Below are 22,050 nucleotides of genomic sequence, written 5' to 3'. Positions count from 1 at the left end.
TTCGGGTCATGCGGTACGCCGGAGACGTCCGGCGTACCGCGACTCGAGGGCGAGGTTGTGCTCGTCCCCGCCGGGGACGTTGGCGGAGAGGTAGATAGGGGGTACCTCCCCGGCCTGGTGGAACCGTCGTACGACCTCCGCGGTCAGCAACTGCGCCAGCAGCGCCGTGGTGACCGAGGAGACCGCACAGACCGCGCCGCCGCCCTCGAGCGGCAGCAGTGCATCGCCGTACGGCGCGCCGTTGTCCAGCACGACGTCGGCGAGGTCGGCGAGCCGGTGCCCGGACGGGTGCCGTGGCGCCACCCGCGCGGTGTGCTCGACCGAGGTGACCGCGATCAACGGGTGACCGCGCTCGGTGACCAGCGCCGCCAGCTCGACCACCGAGCCGTTGATGCCGGACTGGGACGCCACCACGAACACGTCGCGCGGCTGGGGCGCCGCGAGCGCGTAGATCTGGTGGGCGATGGAGGGATCACGTTCCAGCTTGGGGTCGGCGAGCACGTCACGCGGGGCGTCACCGTGCATCACCAGGTCCCGTACCGAGAGCCGGTTGGTGGGGACCAACCCGCCGGCCCGGGCGACCAGCTCGGCGGCGAACGCCTCCGAGTGCCCGGCGCCGAACGCCTGGAGCACGCCGCCGTCGCGCAGGCTGTCGGCGATCAGGTCGGCGGCCCGGGTGATCCCGTCGGCCTCCGAGTCGAGCAGCCGGTCGAGCACCGGGCGGACGGCGTCCGCGTACCCCTGGGCGCTGATCATGAGTGGGCTCCCTTCGCTGCCTTGTGCCCGTCGACGGCCTGCGCTGTCCGCCGGAAGGCCGCGTGCGCGCGGTCGTGCGTGCGTTGGGCGACGGCGATGTAGAGCAGGTCGAGCACCACCAGTTGGGGGTGCCGGGCGGAGAGCGCGTCCGGCCGGAAGGTGGTCGCCTGGCTGGCGGTGAGCAGGACGATGTCGGCCAGCTCGGCCAATGGGGAGCGAGGGAAGCCGGTGAGCGCGAGCGTGGTGGCGCCCCGGCTGCCCGCCTCGGCGAGCATTTCGATCGTCTCCCGGGTCTGCCCGGTGTGCGAGATGCCGAGCGCCACGTCCCCCGATCGCAGCAACGCGGCGCTGGCCAGCCCCTCGTGCACGTCGTTCCAGGCCCACGCCGCCACACCGATGCGGTGCAGGCTGAACTGCATCTCCTCACCGACCAGGGCGCTGCCGCTGGCACCGAAGATGTTCACCCTGCTGGCGCCGGCGATCGCCACCGCGGCCCGCTCCACCTCGGTGAGGTCGAGCAGGGTGGCGGTGTCGTGCATGGCCCGCGTGTCGGCGGCCATGATCTGGTCGAGCACCCGGGCGAGCGGGTCGCTCGGTTGGATCTCGCGTCCGATGTCGACTGTCCAACCGGCAGAGCGGGCCCGGCCGGTCTCGGAGGCGATGCCCAGTCGCAGGTCGGCGTACCCCTCGAAGCCCATCGCCCGGCAGAACCGGGTGATGGTCGCCGGTGAGGTGCCGCTGCGCTCGGCCAGTTCGACGATCGTCGAGCGGGCGGCGGCCTCCGGGTCGCTGAGCACGTGCTCGGCGACGCGGTGCAGGGCACCGGTCAACTCGCCGAGCCCGTTGCGGACCCTGGCCAGCACCCCGTCGGAGGCCGAGGTTCGGCGCTCGATCACGTTGGCGTCGACCACCGCGGTCCCCGCGGCGGTGTCCACCTCGTGATCAACCATGAGACGCCCCTGCTTTCCGAAAAGACTGTTAACTGTTAGTGGTAAAATTTCTTACTGAACGACCGTCTATGTCAAGACCGTGGGCGAAGTTTTCAAACTGTTACCTGGCGCACGGCCCCTCACGCCGGCCACAACTTGCCCCGCACGACCGCGCCGACCAGCATGAACAAGCCAGATCGCCGTTCCGCGCAAGGAGAGTCGTACCGATGTCCGACAGCGTCGTGGTGGGTCTCGACATCGGCGGTACGTCCACCCGGGCGACCGTCCTCACCCTCACCGGGCAACGCGTCGGCACCGGTCGCGCCGGCGGCGGCAACCCCACCAGTCACGGCGCCGAGCGCGCCGCCGCCGAACTGCTGACCGCGCTGCGCGAAGCGCTCGCCGACGTCGACCCGACGCGGGCCGCCGCCGGGACCATCGGGCTCGCCGGAGCCGGCCGACTGCTCGCCGACCCGGCCGGGCGGGCCGCCTTCGACCAGGCCTGGCATGACGCCGGCCTGCGCTGCCCGTACGAGGTCCACGGCGACGCCCTGGTCGCGTACGCCTCCGGCACCGCCGCCCCGGACGGAACCATCCTCATCGCCGGCACCGGCGCGATCACCGCCCACGTCCACGAGCTGCGGCTCGACCGGATCGCCGACGGCCACGGCTGGCTGCTCGGCGACGCCGGGTCGGGCTTCTGGCTCGGTCGGGAAGCCGTACGCCGACTGCTCGCCGACCTCGACGCCGGCAGTGCGCTGGGCGCGCTGACCACCACCGTGCTCACCGAGATTCTGGGCAGCGCCGACATCGCCGCCCGCCCCCGGGACACCGTCGACGCCACCATCCAGACGGTGACCCGTCGACCCCCCGTCGAACTGGCCCGGCTCGCGCCGCTGGTCGTCGACGCCGCCACCCACGGCGACCCGGTCGCCACCGAACTGATCACCGACGCCGCCGCGCACCTCACTGAGAGCGTGAGCCGCATCCGCCCCGCCGGGGCTGTGACACCGATCGTGCTCGGCGGCGGCCTGCTCACCGCGGACACCCCGCTCGCCGCCGCTGTCCGGGCCGAGATCGCGCGGCACTGGCCGGACGCGCCACTGCGCACCGCCGGAGACGGGGCCGCCGCCGCGGCCTGGCTCGCCGCCCGTGGCCTACCCGAGGTGACCGACCCGGGCGCGCTGCACGCCCGCCTCTTCCCCACCCCCTGAAGGCAACGGCGCGCAGCGCGCCGCCCGCATCGGCACGGCACCTCGCACCCCCGCACCGCAGTGCCCCGCGCCTGACCTGCCCGCGGCGCACCCCGCGCCGCACTGCGCCCCGCACCCCGCCCGGCCGCCTCGCACCCCCGCCCGGCCGCCTCGCACCCCCGCCCGGCCGCCTCGCACCCCGCCCGGCCGCCTCGCACCCCGCCCGGCCGCCTCGCACCCCGCCCGGCCGCGCGGAGCGCCCGGCCCAAGATCGTGCTCGAACCAGGATGTAGTGGCCTCACGCCGCCAGGAGGGGACTACATCCTGGATCGAGCACGATCAAGGGGTCCGCGGTGGCTCCACACATGCGCCGGCGCGCCCCAACGCACCTGGACAGCCCTGGCCCGTCGCGACAAGGCCAAGATCCGCGCACTTTCGGTGAAACTGCTGCCTCGGCGCGGCGTGAGGCAGCAATTTCACCGGAGTTGCGCGGATCTTGGGGCCGGGCCGGGCCGGGGTGGGATGGGGCCGGTCGGGGTGGCCGGCCCAGGGGTGGGATGGGGCCGGTCGGGGTGGGTGGGGCGGCCCGGGGTGGGGCCAGCCCAGGGGTGGGGCGGCCCAGGGGTGGGGCGGGTCGGTGAGCGAGTCGGGGTGAGCGAGTCGGGTGGAAAGTCGTATCGGCCTGCGGGTGGGGTGATCGGGATCGGTCAGCGGTGGCTAGGTCGGTTCTACTTGAGCTGCCCTGCGGTGAGGCCCGCCTGCACCTGCCGCTGAAACGCCACGTAGACCGCGAGCACCGGGAGCACCGCGATACTCAGTCCGGCGAAGAGCCGGGCGTAGTCGCCGGCGTACCCCTGGCTGACCGACAGCGCGAAGAGCCCCTGCGCCAGCATCCACTTGGACTCGTCGCCCTGCAACAGCACCTGCGGTAGCAGGAACTGGTTCCAGTGGCTGAGGAAGTTGAAGATCGCCACACTGATCAGTCCCGGACGTGCCATGGGAAGCATCACCCGGAAGAAGAGCCGGAAGTGACCGCAGCCGTCGACCAGTGCGGCTTCCGCCACCGAGGTCGGCAGGGTCCGGAAGAACGCGCTCAGGAAGAACACTGTGAACGGCAGCGAGTAGGCCGCGTACACGAGGATCAGCCCGAGCCAGGTGTTGAAGAGGCCGGCGTTGCGGACCACGAAGAAGAGCGGTACCAGGGCGAGGAACACCGGGAACATCAGGCCGCCGACGAACAGGTAGTAGACGACCTGGCGACCGCGGAACTCGTACCGGGCGAAGACGTACGCGGCGGTGGCTCCCATCAGCATGGTGAGGCTGACCGAGCCGGCCACCACCACCAGGCTGTTGAGGAAGTACCGGCCGATGTGCGCGCCGGTCCAGGCCCGCACCCAGTTGTCCAGGTGCAGGGCACCGGGCAGCCCCCACGGGTCGGCGAGGATCTCACCGTTGGTCTTGAACGAGCTGATGAACATCCACAGCAGTGGCAGCACGGTGAGCAGGCCCCAGAGCAGCAGGAAGCCGTGCGAGAGGGCGTTGGCCACGCCGAGTTCCCGGCGTACCGGGCGGTCCCCGCTGGTGACCGGGGTCGGGGCGGTCGCGGTGGGCTGATCCAGAGTGGTCACGAGTACTCGATCCGTTCGCGCCGGCCGACCCGCAGCGACAGCACCGCCACCGAGAGGGTCAGGAAGAACATCACCACGCCGATCGCCGAGGCGTAGCCGAACTTGGTCTCGCTGCCGAAGGCGGTGTCGTACATGCGTACGCCGATCACGTCGGTGGAGAAGTTCGGCCCGCCGTTGGTCATCAGCTGGACGAGGATGAACCCGTCCAGGGCGAAGATGGCCAGGTAGACCCAGGCGACCTGGACGGTGTCCCAGAGCAGCGGCAGGGTGACCCGGCGCAGGGTGGTGAACCGGGACGCGCCGTCGAGCAGGACGGCCTCGTAGATCTCCTTCGGCACTGCCGACATCGCCGCGCCGAACAGCACCACGTAGAAGCCGACGTTGCTCCAGACCATCACCGCCAGCACGCACCAGAAGGCGGTCGCCGGGTCGCCGAGCCAGGTCGGCGCGGGCAGGCCGAGGCCGTGCAGAGCTGTGGTGAGCAGCCCCTTGTTGGGGTGGTACACCTCCTTCCACAGCAGCGCGATGATCACCACGGAGAGCACCTGCGGGAAGAAGTAGACGGTGCGGTAGAGCGCGCCGCCGCGTACGCCGGTGACGCCGGCGCTGCCCTTGCGTCCGCCCATGGCGAGCATGGTGGCGAAGAACAGCCCGAGCACGATGGTGAGCACCGGCACCAGCCCCAGCAGGATCGCGTTGTTCTTCAGCGCGTTCCACACGTAGTCGTCGTGCCAGAGGGTCTTGAAGTTGGCCAGACCGACCGGGTTGGCGTCGGCCGAGTAGCCGAGCCAGTCGGTGGTGGAGATCTGGAACGCCTGGAGGTACGGCGAGACGACGAAGAACACGTACAGCAGCACCGGTGGCACCAGGAACGTGACGATCAGCGGCCACTTGCCATGTTTCACGAGAGGGACCTCTCCGTTTGGGTACGGCCGGTGGGGGCGGACCTCTCCCCCACCGGCCGGGCGGTCAGGCCGCTCGCTTGTACTTCTTGATCGAGCTGTCCTGGACGATCGAGTCGGCGCCCTTCTGGCACTGTTCGAGGAACTCGGCGGGGCCGATCCGGCCGCTGAAGAACTCGCCGCACGCGGCGTCGACGAGGTTGCGTTCCAACTTGCGGTAGAAGCTGTTGTAGACCCAGTTGAAGCCGTTGGCGCCGGACGCGTCGAGCGCCTTCACCACGGTGCTCAGCCCGTACGGCAGCTCGACGCCCTCGGTGGCGCCGGCGACCACGGTGAGGCTGGCGACCTTCTTCGTGAAGTCCTGGGCGCCCTTCTTGGAGAGCATGGTCCGGAAGTACTCCAGGCCGCCGGCGACGTTGCGCGCCTTGGCAGGCACCATGAACGGTTCCCCGGCGGTTCCCCGGATCGCCTCGAATGGCAGCTTGTCGCCGCCGCCCAGGCTCGGCGTCGGTGCGATGGTCATGTTGAAACCGGCCGGGGTGACGTCCTTCTGCTCGCTCTCCAGCCAGGATCCGCAGGAGATGAAGGCGGCCTTGCCCTGACACCAGGCGGTCTGCGACTGCTTGTGGTCCAGGCCGGGCGAGCCGTCCAGGATGTACTTGTCCTTGACGATCTGGTGCCAGGCGTCGGCGGCGGCGCGCATCGAGTCGGACTTCCAGGCGTTCGGCTCCAGGTTGTCGATGGCGGTCGCCACCGACGGGCCGCCGAACTTGATCGCCGTGGAGATCAGCGGCCAGCTCATGTAGCGCGGGTGCAGGCCGGCGTACGTCCAGGGGGCGATGCCGGCGGCCTTGATCTGCTTGCAGAGCGCGATGTGCTCGTCCCAGTCCTTCGCGTACGACCAGCCGCGGTCGGCGAAGAGCTTGGCGGAGTGCCAGATGCCGTAGGCGGTGTAGGTGTAGTTGAGCACCAGGAACTTGCCGTCGTAGGAGCCGACCTCGACCGCGCCGGGCAGCAGGGTGTCCTTGACCGTCTTGCCGGGGATGTCGAGGCTCGGGGCGGCCAGCAGTTCGTCGAGGCCGGCGAGGGCGTTCTGGCTGACCAGGCCGTTGAAGTCGATCTGGCTGGAGCCGGAGTTGTTGACCACGTCGGGCGGGGTGCCGTCGACGAAGCGCGGCTGGAGGGTCTTGCTGATCTCCTGGGTGGAGGAGTGCTTGATCTTCGCCTTCGGGTACTTCTCGGTGTACATGGCCTCGTGGGCCTTTGCGTACTCCTCACCGAACCCGCCGCCGAAGATCACCACCTCGAGTGGGGCGTCCTCCTTCACGCCGAGCGGGTTGTCGGCGCTCTTGGTGCCCCGGTAGGTCTCGGCATCGTTCTTGTCACCGCCACCGCTGGTGGCGCAGCCGGACAGCAGACCGGCGGCGGGGGTGGCCAGGAGGCCGGCGGCGGCGCTGCGCCGCAGGATGTCACGCCTGTTCATGGGTTCTCCTCGGGTCGGGTCGGGCGGATCGCCGGTCTTGTGGGGGAGGCGTCCACCGCGCGAGGGGCGGTAGTTCTCTTCAGTTAGTGCTCCGTTGCTGAAGAATTTCTACGACAGCCGGGCTCGGACTTCAAGTCCTGACTGTCGAACCGTTATCACCACCAGCCGTCATCAGGTCGCCTAGCCTGAGGCGATGCGCCGCCTGCGCCAGCTGGCCGAGCACACCCCGGCTGGGCGGGAGCGATACGTCGACCTGCTCCGCGCACTCGCCATCACCATGGTCGTTTTCGGACACTGGGGCGTCATGGCGATCGGGCGCGACGCCGCCGGGCAGGTCACCGGGCACTCCGCGCTCGGCGACCTGCGCTGGGCGTACCCGCTGACCTGGCTGGCCCAGGTGATGCCCGTCTTCTTCCTGGTCGGGGGCTACGCCAACGCGGCCTCGTTGACCCGCCTGCGGGCCCGCGACGGCGACGCCGCCGGGTGGCTGATCGACCGCAGTGCCCGCCTGGTCCGCCCCACCAGCACGCTGCTGCTCGTACTCACCGCCGGGGCGGCGGTCGCCTGGCTGCGCGGCACCGACCCCACCAGGATCCGCGAGGTGTTCTGGTTCGCGACCATCCCGCTCTGGTTCCTGGTCGCCTACCTGGCTGCGGTCGCGCTCACCCCACCGATGTACGCGCTGCACCGTCGCTTCGGTCTCACCATCCCGCTGGCACTTGTCGCCCTGGTCGGCCTCGGCGACCTCGGCCGGCTCACCGGGCCGGAGGCGCTGAGCTACGGCAACTACCTCTTCGGTTGGCTGGCCGTCCACCAGCTCGGCTTCGCCTGGCACGACACCCGGCAGACGCCGCCGCCCGCCGCCGGGCCGCCGGGCGACACCGCCGCGACCGCCTCGGAAGCCGGCCCGACGCCCGCCGCCGGGCCGTCGCCCCACGACCGTCCGGGGGTACGCCGCTGGCGACGACTGCCCACCTCGCGGCGGGCCGGACTGGTGTTCCTGGCCGGCGGCCTGGCCACGGTACTGCTGCTCACCGGGCCGGGCCCGTGGCCGGTGGCCATGCTGCACGTGCCCGGCGAGCGCCTGGACAACGCCGCGCCGCCGAGCCTCGCACTGCTGGCCGTCGCCGCCGGCCAGCTCGGTCTGATCCTGCTGCTGTCCGGCCCGGCGGAGCGCCTGCTGCGCCGCACCGGCCCCTGGTCGCTGGTGATCGGCGTCAACCTCGTGGTGCTCACCGTCTTCCTCTGGCACCTGACCGCCGCGATCCTGCTGATCGGAGTGCTCGACGCGATCGGGGCGCTGCCCACCCCGGCGGTCGGCAGCGCCGCCTGGTGGGCCTGGCGGGTGCCGTGGTTGCTGCTGCTCAGCGCCGTTCTGGCGGTGCTCGTGACCATCTTCGGCCGGGTGGAGGCGCGCAGCGGCCGGCATCGCACCGGGCGTCGGACCGGTCGAGGCACGCCAACCCGAACGGCCTCGACGGTGGCCGCCTACGCCGCCGTGGTGGCGGCGCTGTTGCTCAACAGTGCGACGGCCTCCCGCGCCCCGGAGCCGCTCGGCACACCCGTCCCGGCACTGGTGGCGTACCTGGCCGGGGCGGGCGTGCTACGACTGCTCAGGTCTGGGTGGGGAACCCGAGGTTGACCCCGCCGTGCCGCGGATCCAACCAGCGGCTGGTGACGACCTTGCCCCGGGTGAAGAACCGCACCCCGTCCTCGCCGTGCGCGTGCAGGTCACCGAAGAGCGACGACTTCCAGCCGCCGAACGAGTGGTACGCCATCGGCACCGGGATGGGCACGTTGATCCCGACCATGCCCACCTCCACCTCGTGCTGGTAGCGCCGGGCCGCCCCGCCGTCGTTGGTGAAGATCGCCGTGCCGTTGCCGTACGGGCTGGCGTTGACCAGGTCCACCGCCTCGTCGTACGAGTCGACCCGGACCACGCTCAGCACCGGCCCGAAGATCTCGTCGGTGTAGATCGACATGTCCGGGGTCACCCGGTCGAACAGCGTCGGACCGAGCCAGAAACCGTCCGGGTCGCCGTCCGGCGTCACGTCCCGCCCGTCCACCACGGGCAACGCGCCGGCGGCGACACCGGCGTCCACGTAGGAGCGCACCTTCGCCGCGTGCGCGGCGGTCACCAGTGGGCCCATATCGCAGCCCCGTCGGCCGTCGCCGGTGCGCAGACCGGTCACCCGCGCGGCGATCCGCTCGACCAGCGCGTCCGCCACCGGCTCCACCGCCACCAGCACCGAGATGGCCATGCACCGCTCCCCCGCCGAGCCGAACCCGGCGTTGACCGCCGCGTCGGCCGCCAGGTCCAGATCGGCGTCCGGGAGCACCACCATGTGGTTCTTCGCCCCACCGAGCGCCTGCACCCGCTTGCCGGCGGCCGTGCCACGTTGGTAGACGTACCGGGCGATCGGCGTGGAGCCGACGAACGACACCGCCCGCACCTCCGGGTGCTCCAGCAACGCGTCGACCGCCTCCTTGTCACCGTTGACCACGTTGAGCACCCCGTCGGGCAGGCCCGCCTCGGCGAACCATTCGGCCAGCAGCAGCGCCGCGCTCGGGTCCTTCTCGCTCGGCTTGAGCACCACCGCGTTGCCGCAGGCCACTGCCACCGGCACGAACCACAGCGGCACCATCACCGGGAAGTTGAACGGCGAGATCACCGCGACCACGCCGAGCGGCTGCCGGATGGTGTACGAGTCGACCTCGGTGGACACGTTCTCGCTGAACGCGCCGCGCAACGCCGACGGCAGGCCGCACGCGTACTCGATGACCTCCAGGCCGCGCTGCACCTCGCCGGCGGCGTCGGCGAGCACCTTGCCGTGCTCGGCGGTGATCACCTCGGCGAGCCGGTCCCGCCGGGCGTGCACCAACTCCCGGAAGGCGAACAGCACCGCCGACCGCCGGGCCAGCGACGCGTCCCGCCACGCCCGCGCCGCGCGGGCGGCGGCCTGCACCGCCACGTCGACGTCCGCGGTCGAGGCCAGCTCGACCTCTGCGGTACGCCGACCGGTCGCCGGGTCGAACACGTCGCCGCGCCGCTGCGACGTGCCGTCGACCCGCTTGCCGTCGATGAAGTGACCGATGCTCATGCCGCCACCCCCGCAGCCGAACGGATCGCGTCGACGAGGATCGCCAGGCCCTCACGGGCCTCCTCCTCGGTCAGCGTCAACGGTGGCCCCATCCGCAGCACGTTGCCGTGGAGGCCGCCCTTGCCGGTGAGCAGGCCACCGTCCCGGGCGGCTTCGAAGACCCGGTTGGTCAACGCCGGATCCGGCTCACTGCCGCCCGGCCGGACGAACTCGACGCCGAGCATCAGCCCCTTTCCGCGTACCTCGGCGACGCAGTCGAGCCCGCCCACGGCGGACCGCAGGCCGTCGGCGAGGATCGCGCCGACGCGGGCGGCGTTCGCCTGGAGGTCGTGCGCGATCAGGTAGTCGAGCACCGCGTTGCCGGCCGCCGTGGAGATCGGGTTGCCGCCGAAGGTGGAGAAGCTGATGGCCGGCACCGCCTGAAGCACGTCGGCCCGACCGACCACCCCGGCCAGGGCGAACCCGTTGCCGATGCCCTTGGCGAAGGTGAGCAGGTCGGGGGTGACGCCGTGCGCCTGGTAACCCCAGAAGTGCTCCCCGGTGCGCCCCCAGCCGGTCTGCACCTCGTCGGCGATGAACAGGATGCCGTGCTCGTCGAGGACCTTCTTCCAGCCGGCGAAGAGCCCGTCCGGCGGGTGCACGAAACCGCCCACGCCCTGGATCGGCTCGGCGATGAGCGCGGCCACGTCGCCAGCGGTCTGGGTGGCCAACACCTCGCGCAGGTCCTCCACCGCCGCGTCGACCTGCTCGTCGGCGCTGAGCCGGGCCAGCAGACCCCGCACCCGGTCACCGGAGTGCAGCCAGGCCACCTGGAGCGGGTTGAGGCCACTGGCCGACCAGGAGCGGTTGCCGGTGACGCCCATCGCCGCGAACGACCGGCCGTGGTAACTGTTGCGCACGGCCAGGATCTGGTGCGAGCGGCGGTGGTTGGTGGCCACCAGCAGCGCCGCCTCGTTCGCCTCGGTGCCGGAGTTCGTGAAGAACACCCGGGCGTCCGGGATGCCGGAGCGCTGGGCGATCTTCTCGGCCAGCTCCACCTGTTGACGGATCAGGTAGAGCGTCGAGGTGTGCACGATGCCGGTGGCGAGCTGCCGCTCGACGGCCTCCCGGATCTCCGGGATGTCGTACCCGATCATGTTGGTCAACACGCCGCCGAAGAAGTCCAGGTAGCTGCGCCCCTGAGCGTCGGTGACCCGGCGGCCCGAGCCGGAGACCAACTCGATCGGCTCGGCGTAGTACAACGGCATCCAGGACGGGAGCACTGCCCGGTGCCGGGCCAGCAGGTCGTCGGTCATCGTGGCAACCCTTCAGCGGCGTTCGTGGATACCGCACGCTCCCACCGCCGGCCGACGCGAACAACTGTCAGCCTGTAGCTCATGGACGTCAGCAGCTGACAGCACGTCAACGGTTTTCAGGGCCATGATCGGCATTTACTACTGATTTTCGCAGCATTCATAGGGTCTTGCCACTCGATCCGTAGCCTGGCCGTGCTCGGCGGGCGGCTCACGTCCCGTCGCAGGGCCGCCACGTTGGCCTTCCGGTCCGGCCGGTCCCGCTGCGCCACCAGCTGAGTCGGTAGCATCCGGCAGGTGCAGAGAGCGGCGGCGTCGACCGGGCCGGACGACGCGCGGATCACGGTGGACGTTCGGGCCTGGGTCTGCTCCACCCCGCTCCGCGGCCTGGTCGCCCACTTCGGCGGCGACTGGCCCGACGGGGACCTCACCGCTGCGCTCCGCTTCCTCGACGACTTCTCCGCCCAGCACTGGGACTTCCGGGGCGGCCGGGAGCGGCCCGACGCCCGGGAGCCCGACCTCGGTCCGGCCACCGCGACCCTGGTCCTTGACGCGGCAGCCGCGCTCGGGCTGATCCATCCGGTGCCGCCGACCCGCGACGCGTACGCCCACCTGGTGGTGCTCGGCGGCCTGGCGCATGCCTGCGTGCGCCGCGTCGCTTACGCCGCGCACCTGCTGCGTGCCGGGCTGACGGTGGGCGGCGAGGTGGCCGTGCTGGGCAGCTTCCGACCGCTGTCCGAGTGGGAACGCGCGACGCTCGCCGACGCTGGCCTGCCGGCCGAGGACACCGAGGTGGACGTACTGGACTCGGCGGTCCGGCGGGTGTTCGGGGTGGCCGCGCCGGCGGAGCAGGACGGGGTCGACGCCGGCCATCCGCACCATTCCTGGTCGTCGCGGACCTACCGGCCGGCTGGTCTACCAGCGGTGCGGGTGCTCGCCGCGCCCTCCAGCGAACCGCACCGACGGCGCGCGCACACCGCCGACACGCAGCGTTTCTGGGCTGGACACGTCCAACTCGCCCCCGACGACGCGGTGCTGCTGGTGACCGCACCGATCTACATGCCGTTCCAGCACTGCGACGCGCTGCGTACTCTGGCTGTGCCGTACGGCTGCGAGATCGAGACCGTCGGGGTGGACCCCACCCTGGCCGACCTGGCCAGGCTGCCGGAGCAGACGCTCAGCCCCGGCCGCTACCTGCAGGAGATCCGCTCGGCGATCCGGTCGATGCGCGCCCTGCACGCGGCGCTGGTCGCCGGCTGACCCGCGCATGGTCGAGGGCCGGCGCACGGCGGATCGCCGCGCACCGGCCCGCTGGATCATGGTCAGTTCACGTAGACGGCGGCGTTGCCCTTGGTGCTGTCGCGCACCGGCGAGTACGTCGCCGAGAAGTACGCGGTGCCGAAGCAGAGGGACGGGCCGGAGAACTTGGTGAACGGCTGGTTGGTGAAGGTGATCGAGTTGGTGGCGTTGGCCGCCGTGCCGGTGAGGCTGTTGGTGCTGGTCCGGTAGACACAGGTGATCGTGCCGAGCAGCGAGTTCAGCACGACGGTGCTCTGGACCGGCGCCGCCGCGGTGCCGGTGATCTTGACGACGCCGGCGCTGGTGACGGAGGTGGCATACGGCAGGTTGTTGAGGGCGATGCTCTGCACCCCGGTGGTGCCGAACACGTTTGTGGTGCAGGTGCCGAAGCTCTGGGCGGTGAGGCTCTCGGTGGCGGTGCCCGGGGCGGTCGGGTTGGTGAGCACCTTGGCGCTGAAGGCGGATGCGGCGCACTTGATGCCGGTGGTGCCCGAGGTGGAGTTGTAGAAGGTGGCGTTGGTGCCGGTCTTGAGGCTGGCCTGGATGACGTCGTTGACGGCCACGGCGGTGCCGCCGGCCGTGGGGTAGGTCAGGACGTTGCCGGCGAGCGCGGCCGACGGGTCTGCGGAGGCTGGCGGGGCGGCTACGAGACCGGTCAGCAGCGCGAGGGCGACGAGGCCCCCGCCGATCTTTCCGTACCTGGGCATGGTGCTTCCTTTCGGTGGTGGGACGGGAACGAGCGGACCGCGCAGGCGGTCACCGCCGGGCGGGCACGCCGGGCGGCGATTGTGGCCGTCCGACGTGGACGGTGGTGGTGGAGGCGCCGGGCGAGGGCGCGGGTGAGGGGGGCGCTGCGGGGTCAGCGGGCAGGTCGGCGTGGTGCACTGCGGCGTAGCCGCGTCACCTGCGCCTTTCCGGCATTGGGAGAGCGTTCGTGTTCGGCGATAATGACAACCATCGAGCCCTCCTTCGACGAGTCGGGGTGACCACCCGGGATGATCACCAAAGGTGACGGGGAGCGAACTGAGCGTGAGGAAAGTTATAAACCCCGGAGGATCGCAAAGTCAACGAATCAAAGGAGGTCAATGAGTTGACCACGCAGAGCCACCCTCAGTCGGTGCCGGCGCCCTTGCCGGGCGCACGCCCGGGCCGTGACCCGGACCGCGCGATCAAGCGCGGCCCGCGACGGGTCTCCGCAGAGGTCGTGGCCGCCACCCAGCGCGACCGCCTCTTCGACGGGCTCGTGCACGAGGTGGCGACGAAGGGCTACGACAACGCCCGGGTCAGCGACATCTGCCACGCCGCCGGCGTGACCCGGCCAGCCTTCTACGCCCTGTTCACCGGCAAGGAGGATGCCTTTCTCGCCGCGTACCGGCACGGGATCGCAGTGGTGTCACAGCTGATGGAGGGCGCCTACCGCGAGGCCGGCCCGACCTGGCCGGACGCGGCGCGGGCCGCACTGCGCACCCTGCTGGAGGTGCTGGCGAGCGTGCCGGCGTTCGCCCGGATGGCGCTCGTCGAGGTCGACGCCGCCGGCCCCGATGCCCGCCGCGAGCGCGACGCGCTGCTCAACAGCTTCCGCCGGTTCTTCGCCGACGCCGGCCCGGGGCCCACGCTGGCCGACGTGGACCGCGACGACCTGGTGTTCACGGTGGTCGGCGGCATCTACGCCACCGTCCGCGGCCGTGTGGCGCGGGGCCGGACGGCGGAGTTGCCGCAACTGCTGCCGGTGCTCACCTACGCGGCCATGGCGCCATTCCTGGGCACCGAGGGTGCGATTCAGGCGACCCGGCCGATCAGGCCGGACGACGGTCCGAGTACGACCGCTCCATGCGCACCGACCCACCACTCCTGATCACACGGTCGGAAACCGCAGCGGTTTTTCACCTTGGCCGCATTTAACAAATACCGCCTAAATGGCCGCCACACGGCGTTGACCTGTTCTTTACTCAGCGGTAACTTCGGCTCTGCGCCTACCAAGCGCAGGCCCGGGGATGCAATTCCCATTGTCGCTGACGAATTGATCTTAAAGGGAGCCGCCATGTCGGAGGAAACCACACCAACCGCACCCGGCCCACCGCGCAGCGGTGTGCGCTGGCGCCGGTTCGCCGCCGCGTTCGGCACCGTCGCGGCGGCCGCCGCCGGCATGATCATGCTCACCGCCCAGGGCGTGCTGGCCGCGCAGTTCGCCATCTCGGGCATGCCGTTCACCGTCACCGCGGACAAGCTCACCGGCACCGGATTCGAGCAGTTCGCCACCCTCGACCAGATGATCGAGGACAGCCCCAACCAGGGCGACACCGGCGGGCAGGTCCTGGTGATGGTCTCGGCGATCGACAAGGCGGAGCTGACCAACCTGTGCCAGAGCATCAACCTGGGCGGCGTCTACCTGAAGATCACTGCGGGCAACGGCGACAAGCCGGTCTTCGCCCGAACCCTGGTGGTCGACGGTGACGAGATCAACGGCAACGCCGCATTCGAGAAAATCGACATCGGTCAGGATGCCAGCACTCTGGACAAGGTGCCCGGCGTGAAGGGTAACCCGGGCGTCTTCTCGCAGCAGGCGGACTCGATCGTCATCGAGAACCTGCGGCAGAACAACTACGCCACTACGGCCGCGGTCTTCAAACTGCCCAACCTGCGCATGGCGTTCACCCCCGACGGGTGCTGACGTGAGCGCACAACGACACCAGGCCGCGCCCACCGTCCGCGAAACCCGCGGGCGGTGGCGCCGCTGGCGGCGGGGCCGCCCATTCACCGCCGCGGTGCTGATCGCCCTCGGCGGCGCGGAGATGCTGGTGACCCTGCGCGCGCCGCTCGGGGTGCTGCTGCACGTCGGGCCGCAGGGACTCGCCGCGTACCTGGTACCCATCGTCCTGGTGCTCTGCGGGGTGCTGCTGATCACCACCCCGCAGCAGAGGGTCTTCTACGCGCTGGTCTCGCTGGTGCTCGGGCTGGTCTCCTGGCTGACCTCGAACCTGGGCGGCTTCGTGATCGGGATGCTGCTGGCCCTGGTCGGTGGGGCGCTCGCATTCGCCTGGACCCCGAACAAGGACCGCCGCCCCACCGGCGCCGCGACCGAACCCGCCTCACCCGAGGACGAGGACGAGGACGAGGACGACACCGTGCTGCTGCCCGGAATGCAGTCACCGGACCCCAGCCCGGCCGACCGGGGGTGAGTCAGCGGGCGGTGTCGGCGACCGCCTGCGCGAACACCTCGGAGCGGTGCTCGAAGTTGCGGAACCGCCCGTAGCTCGGAGCCGCCGGGGAGAGCAGCACGACGCCGCCCGCCGGAGTCAGCTTGCGCGCCAGCCCGACCGCGGCCACCAGATCCTCGGCGAGCTCCGTACGAACCGCCGGCAGCCCGGCCAGCACCTCGATGATCCGGGGGCCGCTGTCCGGGATGCCGATGACCGTGATCTCCCGCTCCGCCAGGTGCTCGGCCAACGGCGTGTAGTCCAGACCCCGGTCGTTGCCACCGACGATCACCGTCAACGGTCGCCCGTCGTACGCGTCGATGGCGTGCATGGCCGCGTACGGGCTGGTGGCCAGGGTGTCGTCGACGAAGGTCAGCCCGGACGGGTCGGTGATCTCGGTGAGCCGGTGGGCCAGCCCCTGGAACTCGGCGACCGCAACGGCGAGGTGGTCCTTACCGGCCACCACGTCCACGCCGAGCGCGTCGAGAACAGCGAGCGCGACACACAGGTTGCCCTCGTTGTGCCGGCCGACCAGCGGCAGCACCGCACGCGGGAACAGCGGCTGGTCACCGAAGTGGAACCACTGCGTACCGTCGAGGCCGGGGGCGACGTGAGTGGTGTCGGGGCTTCCGGCGCGGACCGCCGGCAGCTCACCAAGCTCCGCGGCCAGCCGGGGGTCACCACCGTTGACCACGATCGTCTGCGGGTCGTGGGCGAGCAGGTTGAGCTTGTCCCGGTAGTACTCCCGCTCCCCGCCGTGCGCGTCCAGGTGCTCGGGGAAGAGCGCGGTGACCACCGCCACCCGCGGCGAGTCGGTGAGGTCGCTGCACTGGTAGCTGGACAGCTCCAACACGTACAGCTCCGCCTCCGGCAGGTCCAGGGTCGGCACCCCGATGTTGCCTCCGAAGACGTTCGGCCGCCCCATCGCGGTGAGCAGGTGACTGATCAGGCTGGAGGTGGTGCTCTTGCCCTTGCTGCCGGTGACCCCGACGGTGCGCGCGGCGTGGTCGGCCATCCACAACGCGGTGCCCTGGGTCACCATGACCCCGCGGCGGCGCAGCTCGACCAGCCACGGGTGGGTCTGGGGCACGCCCGGGGACCGCACCACCACGTCCGCGGCGGCCAGCCGCTCGAAGCCCGCCTCGCCGGTGACCAGCGGCGCCGCCTCGGCCAGGGGGCCGTCCCACGGCAGCGACAGGAAGTTCGCGCTGTCGTCCACGGCGACCATCTCGGCCGGGCCGTGCGCGGCGATGGCTGTCACAGCGGCCCGGCCCTCCCGACCGGTGCCCCAGACGGCGACGGTACGTCCGCGCAGGTCAGACAGGCGCACTGGTGTCTCCTCGGGGGTCACGGCGGCGGCTGGCAGGGCCCGGTCCGGACACGGCCGGACGAACCAGGGCCTAGTATGGCGTGTGCCCAACGAGCAGCTCCGGCGGATGGACGCCTTCACCTTCCCGTCCTACTCGATCGACTTCGCCACCGGCGAGGTGTTGTTCGACTACGCCCTGACCGGCCCGGCCGGCGAGCAGCGGTTCACCGAGGTGATCACGCTCCCGCTGCCAGCGGAACCGCCCTCCGACGAGACGGTGGCGACCCTCAACCGGGTGCTGGAGGTGCTCCACCTCGTCGCCGGGGTCAGCTATTACAAGGCCGCCGCGCCGCCCCGGCTCGTGCTGCCGACGCCGCTGGGCGCGGCCACCGTCGACTACGTCACGGCCGTCTACACCAGGGGCCTCGCCGAGTACGCGTACCGCAACCAACTGCCGCACGTGCTCGAACTGCGCCCCGAGGTGCCAACCGGTGTGGTGACGCCGGCCCGGGTGTACGACGACTCGGACCGTCGCCCGCTCTCCGCCGTCGGCGGCGGTAAGGACTCGATCGTCAGCCTGGAGGCGCTGCGCCGCGCCGAACTGGACCCGGTGCCGTTCTCGGTCAACCCGAATCACGTGATCGTCGCCGTCAACGAGGCGTCCGGGCTGGTTCCGCTGGCCGCCCGGCGGCGCATCGACCCGGTGCTGTTCGACCTGAACGCCGCCGGCGCGCTGAACGGGCACATCCCGGTCACCGCCATCAACTCCCTCATCGCGGTGGCCACCGCCGTCCTGCACGGGCTGGGCCCGGTGGTGATGTCCAACGAGCGTTCGGCGTCCGACCCGAACCTGGTCTGGGACGGTCACGAGATCAACCACCAGTGGTCCAAGGGCGTCGAGGCGGAGGGGCTGCTGCGGGCGTCGCTGGCCGAGCACGCCGGTCTGACCGACCCGTACTTCTCCCTGCTGCGTTCGCTGTCCGAGCTGCACATCGCCCGGCTGTTCGCCGAGTTCACCCGGTACGACGACGTGGTGACCAGCTGCAACCAGGCGTTCAAGCTGCGCGACGCGAGTGAGCGCTGGTGCCGGGACTGCCCGAAGTGCCGCTTCGTCTTCCTGGCCATGGCGCCGTTCATGCCGCGGGAGCGGGTCACCCACATCTTCGGCGGCGACCTGCTGGCCGACGAGTCGCAGATCCCCGGCTACCGCGAGTTGCTGGGCGTGGACGGGCACAAGCCGTTCGAGTGCGTGGGCGAGGTCGAGGAGTCGGTGGTGGCCCTCGGCCTGCTCGCCGAGCAGGACCAGTGGCGCGACGCCCCGGTGATCCAGGCCCTGGTCGACGCCGTCCCGGAGACGGCCTGGTCCGCAGTGGCCACGTCCGACGTCTTCACCCCCGGGGGCCCCAACCACATCCCCCCAACCTACGCAAAAGCCCTGAACGACCTAGCAACCTAACCCCTAACCCCACCCCCGCACCCCGCGCGCCCCGCACCCCTCCGTCCCCGCCGATCTTGCACTTCGTGTTGTCGATACGCCGTCTTCGCGAGGTTTGTCCCAGCAGAAAGTGCAAGATCGCGGCGTGAGGGGGTGGGGCGCGGGGGGTTACGGGGTTCGGACTGCGTCCAGGGCCAGCAGGGCCACGTGTAGGGAGAGGGCGGCCTCTACCGAGTCGAGGTCCACGTCGAGGATGCGGGCGATGCGGGCCAGCCGTTCGTAGAAGGCCGGTCGGGACAGGTGGGCGGCGGCAGCGGCTGCGGACTTGTTGCGCCCCTGCTCCAGGTAGGCGCGCAGGGTGTCCAGCAGCCGCTCCCTCGGGTGCCGGGCGTCGTACTCCAGCAGGGCGCCGAGTTCGCGTTCCACGAACGTCTGCAGGCGGGGCTCGTCGCGCAGCAGGTGCAGCAGACCGGCCAGCCCGACGTGCGGGAGCCGGAAGATCGGCAGGTCACGCCGGTCCCGTCGGGCCGCCTCGGCGATCTGCCGTGCCTCGACAAGCGACCGGCGGGCCTCCCGCAGTGTGCTCACCCCGGACCCGGCGGCCACGATCACGGCACCCGGACCAACACCTCGGGCCCCCTCGACACCTGTCCGAGCGGCCTCGACACCGGGAGCCGTGCGGGACGGCTCCGCGCCGGAGGAGGAGCGGGACACGTCGACGCCGGGTCCCGGCCGGCCGGCGCTGGCGTCGAGGCGTACCTGACGAAGGGCGCTGGCGAACGCGGACAGCGCGCGGTCCTCGGCGGCCGGGTCTGGCAGGGCCAACAGCGCGCCCACCGAGTTGTCGTCGACGGCGCTGGTCAGTGCGGTCAGCTTCGCCTCCCGCAGGGCCTGGCCGACGGCCTCGGAGAGATCACGTAGCCGGGCCTGGCCGACCTCGGGGCCGACTTCCCCGGCGGGGTCGTCGGCGCGGTGCCGGACCATCACGCCGACCAGGTGCCGCCGGTCGAGCACCACGCCGAGCGCCTTGGCCCGCAGTCCCACCTCGTCCACCGGGCGGGAGTGGTCGAGCAGCGCGGTGAGCAGGGTGCGGTGGATCTGCCGTTCCAGGCCCTCGGCGTCGCGGCGGATCAGCCGGCCCAGCGCGAGGGTGGACGCGGCCCGCTCGATCAGGATGGTGAGCCGGGTGGGCGAGCCCGCGCTCGGTTCGACGGCCTGGGCGCTGGGCACGTCGCCGCTGGCCGGCCAGCGCAGCAGCAGCCGACCCCAGTCCTGCCCCCGGGCGCCGACGGTGGTCACCAGCCAGCCGCTGTCCGGGTCGTACGCGGTCCGCCCGGCCGGACGGATCCGCCGGGAGTGCTGCTCCCAGCCGTCCAGCAGCAGCTCTGCGCTCTCCCCCGCCGGGTCGTACCCGAGCACCTGCCGGGACAGGTTCTCCAGCACCACCGGGCAGCCGGACAGCTCGGCGGCCTGTCGGATCACCTCGGCGGCGTCGGCGCCCTCCACGGACAGGTCGTTGAACCGCTGGTGAATCTCCTCGGTGGCGCGCAGCTCGGTGAGCTGCGCGTCGACGATCAGCGCGTGCACCGCCTCGGTGATCCGGACGAACGGGGTGGCCCGGCGCAGTTCCACCAGGGGCAGCCCACGCCGCTCGGCGGCGGCTGCCATCACCCGGGGCACACCGCTGACGTACCGGCGGCCCAGCTCGACGACGAGCCCGGAGACCCCGACGTCGGCGAGATCGCCGATGAACGCCCGCAACCCGGCGTCGTCCCCGGGCAGACCGATGCCGGTGGTGAGCACCAGTTCGCCACCGCCGAGCAGGGTGGCGATGTCGGGCACCTCGGCGACGTGCACCCAGCGGACGGGTCGGTCCAGCCCCTCGTCGCCGGCGACGACGCGTGGCGCGCCGTGGCGGACCGGGCCCAGGGCGAGGACCTCACGGACGGTAGGGAACACGGCCGACACGCTACCGTCCGTGACGCCGGATCTCGAACAGCGGCCGGCGACGCGAGCCGGGGCGGCGGCGTGGGCTGCCCCGGCCTGGCGGCGTGGTAGGAGGGATCAGTCGACGCCGAACTCCATAGCGGCGCGGTCGAGCGCCGCGTCCTCCGCCGAGGCGACGCCCCGGGACGCGATGGCTTCCGCGCCGCCCTCGGGCATCGCACCGATCAACCCGGTGGAGGCGGCCTGCGCGGCCCCGATCATCCGCTGCGGGTTTCCGCCGCCGACCAGGCCGAGGGAGGCGTACTGCTCCAGCTTCGACCGCGAGTCGGCGATGTCCAGGTTGCGCATCGTGAGCTGGCCGATCCGGTCCGACGGGCCGAACGCCGAGTCCTCGGTGCGCTCCATGGACAGCTTGTCGGGGTGGTAGCTGAACGACGGACCGGTGGTGTCCAGGATCGAGTAGTCCTCGCCCCGGCGCAGCCGCAACGTCACCTCGCCGGTGACCGCCGTGCCGACCCACCGCTGCAACGACTCGCGCAGCATCAGCGCCTGCGGGTCCAGCCAGCGGCCCTCGTACATCAGCCGACCGAGGCGGCGACCCTCGTTGTGGTAGTTCGCCAGGGTGTCCTCGTTGTGGATGGCGTTCACCAGCCGCTCGTACGCGTAGTGCAGCAGCGCCATCCCGGGCGCCTCGTAGATGCCGCGGCTCTTGGCCTCGATGATCCGGTTCTCGATCTGGTCCGACATGCCCAGGCCGTGCCGGCCGCCGATGGCGTTGGCCTCCAGCACCAGGTCGACGGCGCTGCCGAACTCCTTGCCGTTGATCGTGACCGGTCGACCCTGGTCGAAACCGACTGTGACGTCCTCGGTCGGGATCTCCACCGACGGGTCCCAGAACCGGACGCCCATGATCGGGTTGACCGTCTCGATGCCGGTGTCGAGGTGCTCCAGGGTCTTCGCCTCGTGCGTGGCGCCCCAGATGTTGGCGTCGGTCGAGTACGCCTTCTCGGTGCTGTCGCGGTAGGGCAGGCCGCGCTCCAGCAGCCACTCGGACATCTCCTTACGGCCACCCAGTTCGGTGACGAAGGCGGTGTCGAGCCACGGCTTGTAGATGCGCAGCATCGGGTTGGCCAGCAGGCCGTACCGGTAGAACCGCTCGATGTCGTTGCCCTTGAAGGTCGAGCCGTCGCCCCAGATCTGCACGTCGTCGGCGACCATCGCCCGCACCAGCAGGGTGCCGGTCACGGCGCGGCCCAGCGGGGTGGTGTTGAAGTAGGCCCGACCGCCGGTGCGGATGTGGAAGGCGCCGCAGGTCAACGCGGCGAGGCCCTCCTCGACCAGGGCGGCGCGGCAGTCGACCAGGCGGCCGAGCTCGGCGCCGTAGCTGAGCGCACGACCGGGCACCGAGGCGATGTCGGGCTCGTCGTACTGGCCGATGTCGGCGGTGTAGGCGCAGGGAATGGCGCCCTTGTCGCGCATCCACGCGACCGCGACCGAGGTGTCGAGGCCGCCGGAGAAGGCGATGCCGACACGTTCGCCGGTGGGCAGGGAGGTGAGAACCTTGGACACGGGGAAAATT

18 protein-coding genes are annotated in these 22,050 nt (G+C 71.3%); 7 read left to right on the top strand and 11 right to left on the bottom strand.

Annotation, left to right across the window (positions count from 1 at the left end; genetic code table 11):
• Positions 1-6: 6 nt before the first annotated feature.
• Positions 7-756, bottom strand: coding sequence for an SIS domain-containing protein (locus ABZU43_RS29795; protein ID WP_091403970.1), 750 nt, complete (start codon positions 754-756; stop codon positions 7-9).
• The gene (locus ABZU43_RS29790) at positions 753-1,706 is read right to left on the bottom strand and encodes a MurR/RpiR family transcriptional regulator (protein ID WP_355009718.1); all 954 of its coding nucleotides are present in this window, start codon (positions 1,704-1,706) and stop codon (positions 753-755) included. The genes ABZU43_RS29795 and ABZU43_RS29790 overlap by 4 nt, the downstream gene beginning before the upstream one ends.
• 206 nt (positions 1,707-1,912) lie before the next feature.
• Between ABZU43_RS29790 and ABZU43_RS29785 the strand changes: the two genes are divergently transcribed.
• Complete coding sequence (locus ABZU43_RS29785) at positions 1,913-2,899, top strand: BadF/BadG/BcrA/BcrD ATPase family protein (protein WP_355009717.1); 987 nt, start codon at positions 1,913-1,915, stop codon at positions 2,897-2,899.
• 707 nt (positions 2,900-3,606) lie between these two features.
• Here the strand turns inward: ABZU43_RS29785 and ABZU43_RS29780 are convergent.
• The 3 genes from ABZU43_RS29780 to ngcE form a co-directional block, all read right to left on the bottom strand.
• Complete coding sequence (locus ABZU43_RS29780) at positions 3,607-4,506, bottom strand: carbohydrate ABC transporter permease (RefSeq protein ID WP_355009716.1); 900 nt, start codon at positions 4,504-4,506, stop codon at positions 3,607-3,609.
• The gene (locus tag ABZU43_RS29775; protein ID WP_091403945.1) at positions 4,503-5,411 is read right to left on the bottom strand and encodes a sugar ABC transporter permease; all 909 of its coding nucleotides are present in this window, start codon (positions 5,409-5,411) and stop codon (positions 4,503-4,505) included. The genes ABZU43_RS29780 and ABZU43_RS29775 overlap by 4 nt, the downstream gene beginning before the upstream one ends.
• Before the next feature lie 64 nt (positions 5,412-5,475).
• Positions 5,476-6,891, bottom strand: coding sequence for an N-acetylglucosamine/diacetylchitobiose ABC transporter substrate-binding protein (ngcE, locus tag ABZU43_RS29770; RefSeq protein ID WP_355009715.1), 1,416 nt, complete (start codon positions 6,889-6,891; stop codon positions 5,476-5,478).
• 193 nt (positions 6,892-7,084) lie between these two features.
• Between ngcE and ABZU43_RS29765 the strand changes: the two genes are divergently transcribed.
• Complete coding sequence (locus ABZU43_RS29765; RefSeq protein ID WP_355009714.1) at positions 7,085-8,533, top strand: acyltransferase; 1,449 nt, start codon at positions 7,085-7,087, stop codon at positions 8,531-8,533.
• Here ABZU43_RS29765 and ABZU43_RS29760 read toward each other — a convergent pair.
• Positions 8,505-9,992 carry a CoA-acylating methylmalonate-semialdehyde dehydrogenase gene (locus ABZU43_RS29760; RefSeq protein WP_355009713.1) on the bottom strand — a complete coding sequence of 496 codons (1,488 nt, stop codon included), beginning with the start codon at positions 9,990-9,992 and terminating at the stop codon, positions 8,505-8,507. The two genes, ABZU43_RS29765 and ABZU43_RS29760, sit on opposite strands and share 29 nt — an antisense overlap.
• On the bottom strand, positions 9,989-11,287 hold the full coding sequence (locus tag ABZU43_RS29755; RefSeq protein WP_355009712.1) for an aspartate aminotransferase family protein: 1,299 nt from the start codon (positions 11,285-11,287) through the stop codon (positions 9,989-9,991). Before ABZU43_RS29755 ends, ABZU43_RS29760 begins: the two co-directional genes overlap by 4 nt.
• 294 nt (positions 11,288-11,581) lie before the next feature.
• Here ABZU43_RS29755 and ABZU43_RS29750 point away from each other — a divergent pair, with 294 nt between their 5' ends.
• Complete coding sequence (locus tag ABZU43_RS29750) at positions 11,582-12,544, top strand: hypothetical protein (RefSeq protein ID WP_355009711.1); 963 nt, start codon at positions 11,582-11,584, stop codon at positions 12,542-12,544.
• A 62-nt stretch (positions 12,545-12,606) separates the two neighbouring features.
• Here ABZU43_RS29750 and ABZU43_RS29745 read toward each other — a convergent pair whose 3' ends face one another.
• Complete coding sequence (locus ABZU43_RS29745; protein ID WP_355009710.1) at positions 12,607-13,290, bottom strand: Tat pathway signal sequence domain protein; 684 nt, start codon at positions 13,288-13,290, stop codon at positions 12,607-12,609.
• A gap of 410 nt (positions 13,291-13,700) precedes the next feature.
• Here ABZU43_RS29745 and ABZU43_RS29740 point away from each other — a divergent pair, with 410 nt between their 5' ends.
• From ABZU43_RS29740 to ABZU43_RS29730, 3 genes are all read left to right on the top strand, one after another.
• Entirely contained in the window at positions 13,701-14,438 is a 738-nt protein-coding gene (locus ABZU43_RS29740) for a TetR/AcrR family transcriptional regulator (protein WP_355009709.1), read from the top strand.
• Positions 14,439-14,624: 186 nt separating this feature from the next.
• Complete coding sequence (locus ABZU43_RS29735) at positions 14,625-15,254, top strand: DUF6230 family protein (RefSeq protein ID WP_355009708.1); 630 nt, start codon at positions 14,625-14,627, stop codon at positions 15,252-15,254.
• A 1-nt stretch (position 15,255) separates the two neighbouring features.
• Positions 15,256-15,762 carry a DUF6114 domain-containing protein gene (locus ABZU43_RS29730; protein WP_355009707.1) on the top strand — a complete coding sequence of 169 codons (507 nt, stop codon included), beginning with the start codon at positions 15,256-15,258 and terminating at the stop codon, positions 15,760-15,762.
• A 1-nt stretch (position 15,763) separates the two neighbouring features.
• Here ABZU43_RS29730 and murD read toward each other — a convergent pair whose 3' ends face one another.
• Positions 15,764-17,110 carry a UDP-N-acetylmuramoyl-L-alanine--D-glutamate ligase gene (gene murD / locus ABZU43_RS29725; RefSeq protein ID WP_355009706.1) on the bottom strand — a complete coding sequence of 449 codons (1,347 nt, stop codon included), beginning with the start codon at positions 17,108-17,110 and terminating at the stop codon, positions 15,764-15,766.
• 82 nt (positions 17,111-17,192) lie between these two features.
• Here murD and ABZU43_RS29720 point away from each other — a divergent pair, with 82 nt between their 5' ends.
• Entirely contained in the window at positions 17,193-18,545 is a 1,353-nt protein-coding gene (locus tag ABZU43_RS29720; RefSeq protein WP_355009705.1) for a hypothetical protein, read from the top strand.
• 147 nt (positions 18,546-18,692) lie between these two features.
• Here ABZU43_RS29720 and ABZU43_RS29715 read toward each other — a convergent pair whose 3' ends face one another.
• Together ABZU43_RS29715 and argG are read right to left on the bottom strand one after the other, a co-directional pair.
• On the bottom strand, positions 18,693-20,492 hold the full coding sequence (locus tag ABZU43_RS29715) for a PucR family transcriptional regulator (RefSeq protein WP_355009704.1): 1,800 nt from the start codon (positions 20,490-20,492) through the stop codon (positions 18,693-18,695).
• A 96-nt stretch (positions 20,493-20,588) separates the two neighbouring features.
• Positions 20,589-22,040, bottom strand: coding sequence for an argininosuccinate synthase (gene argG / locus ABZU43_RS29710; protein WP_355009703.1), 1,452 nt, complete (start codon positions 22,038-22,040; stop codon positions 20,589-20,591).
• Between the last annotated feature and the right edge of the window lie 10 nt (positions 22,041-22,050).

This window comes from Micromonospora sp. NPDC005205 (assembly GCF_040608275.1).
Classification (GTDB): domain Bacteria; phylum Actinomycetota; class Actinomycetes; order Mycobacteriales; family Micromonosporaceae; genus Micromonospora.
This window is presented reverse-complemented; position numbering and strand designations above follow the sequence as displayed.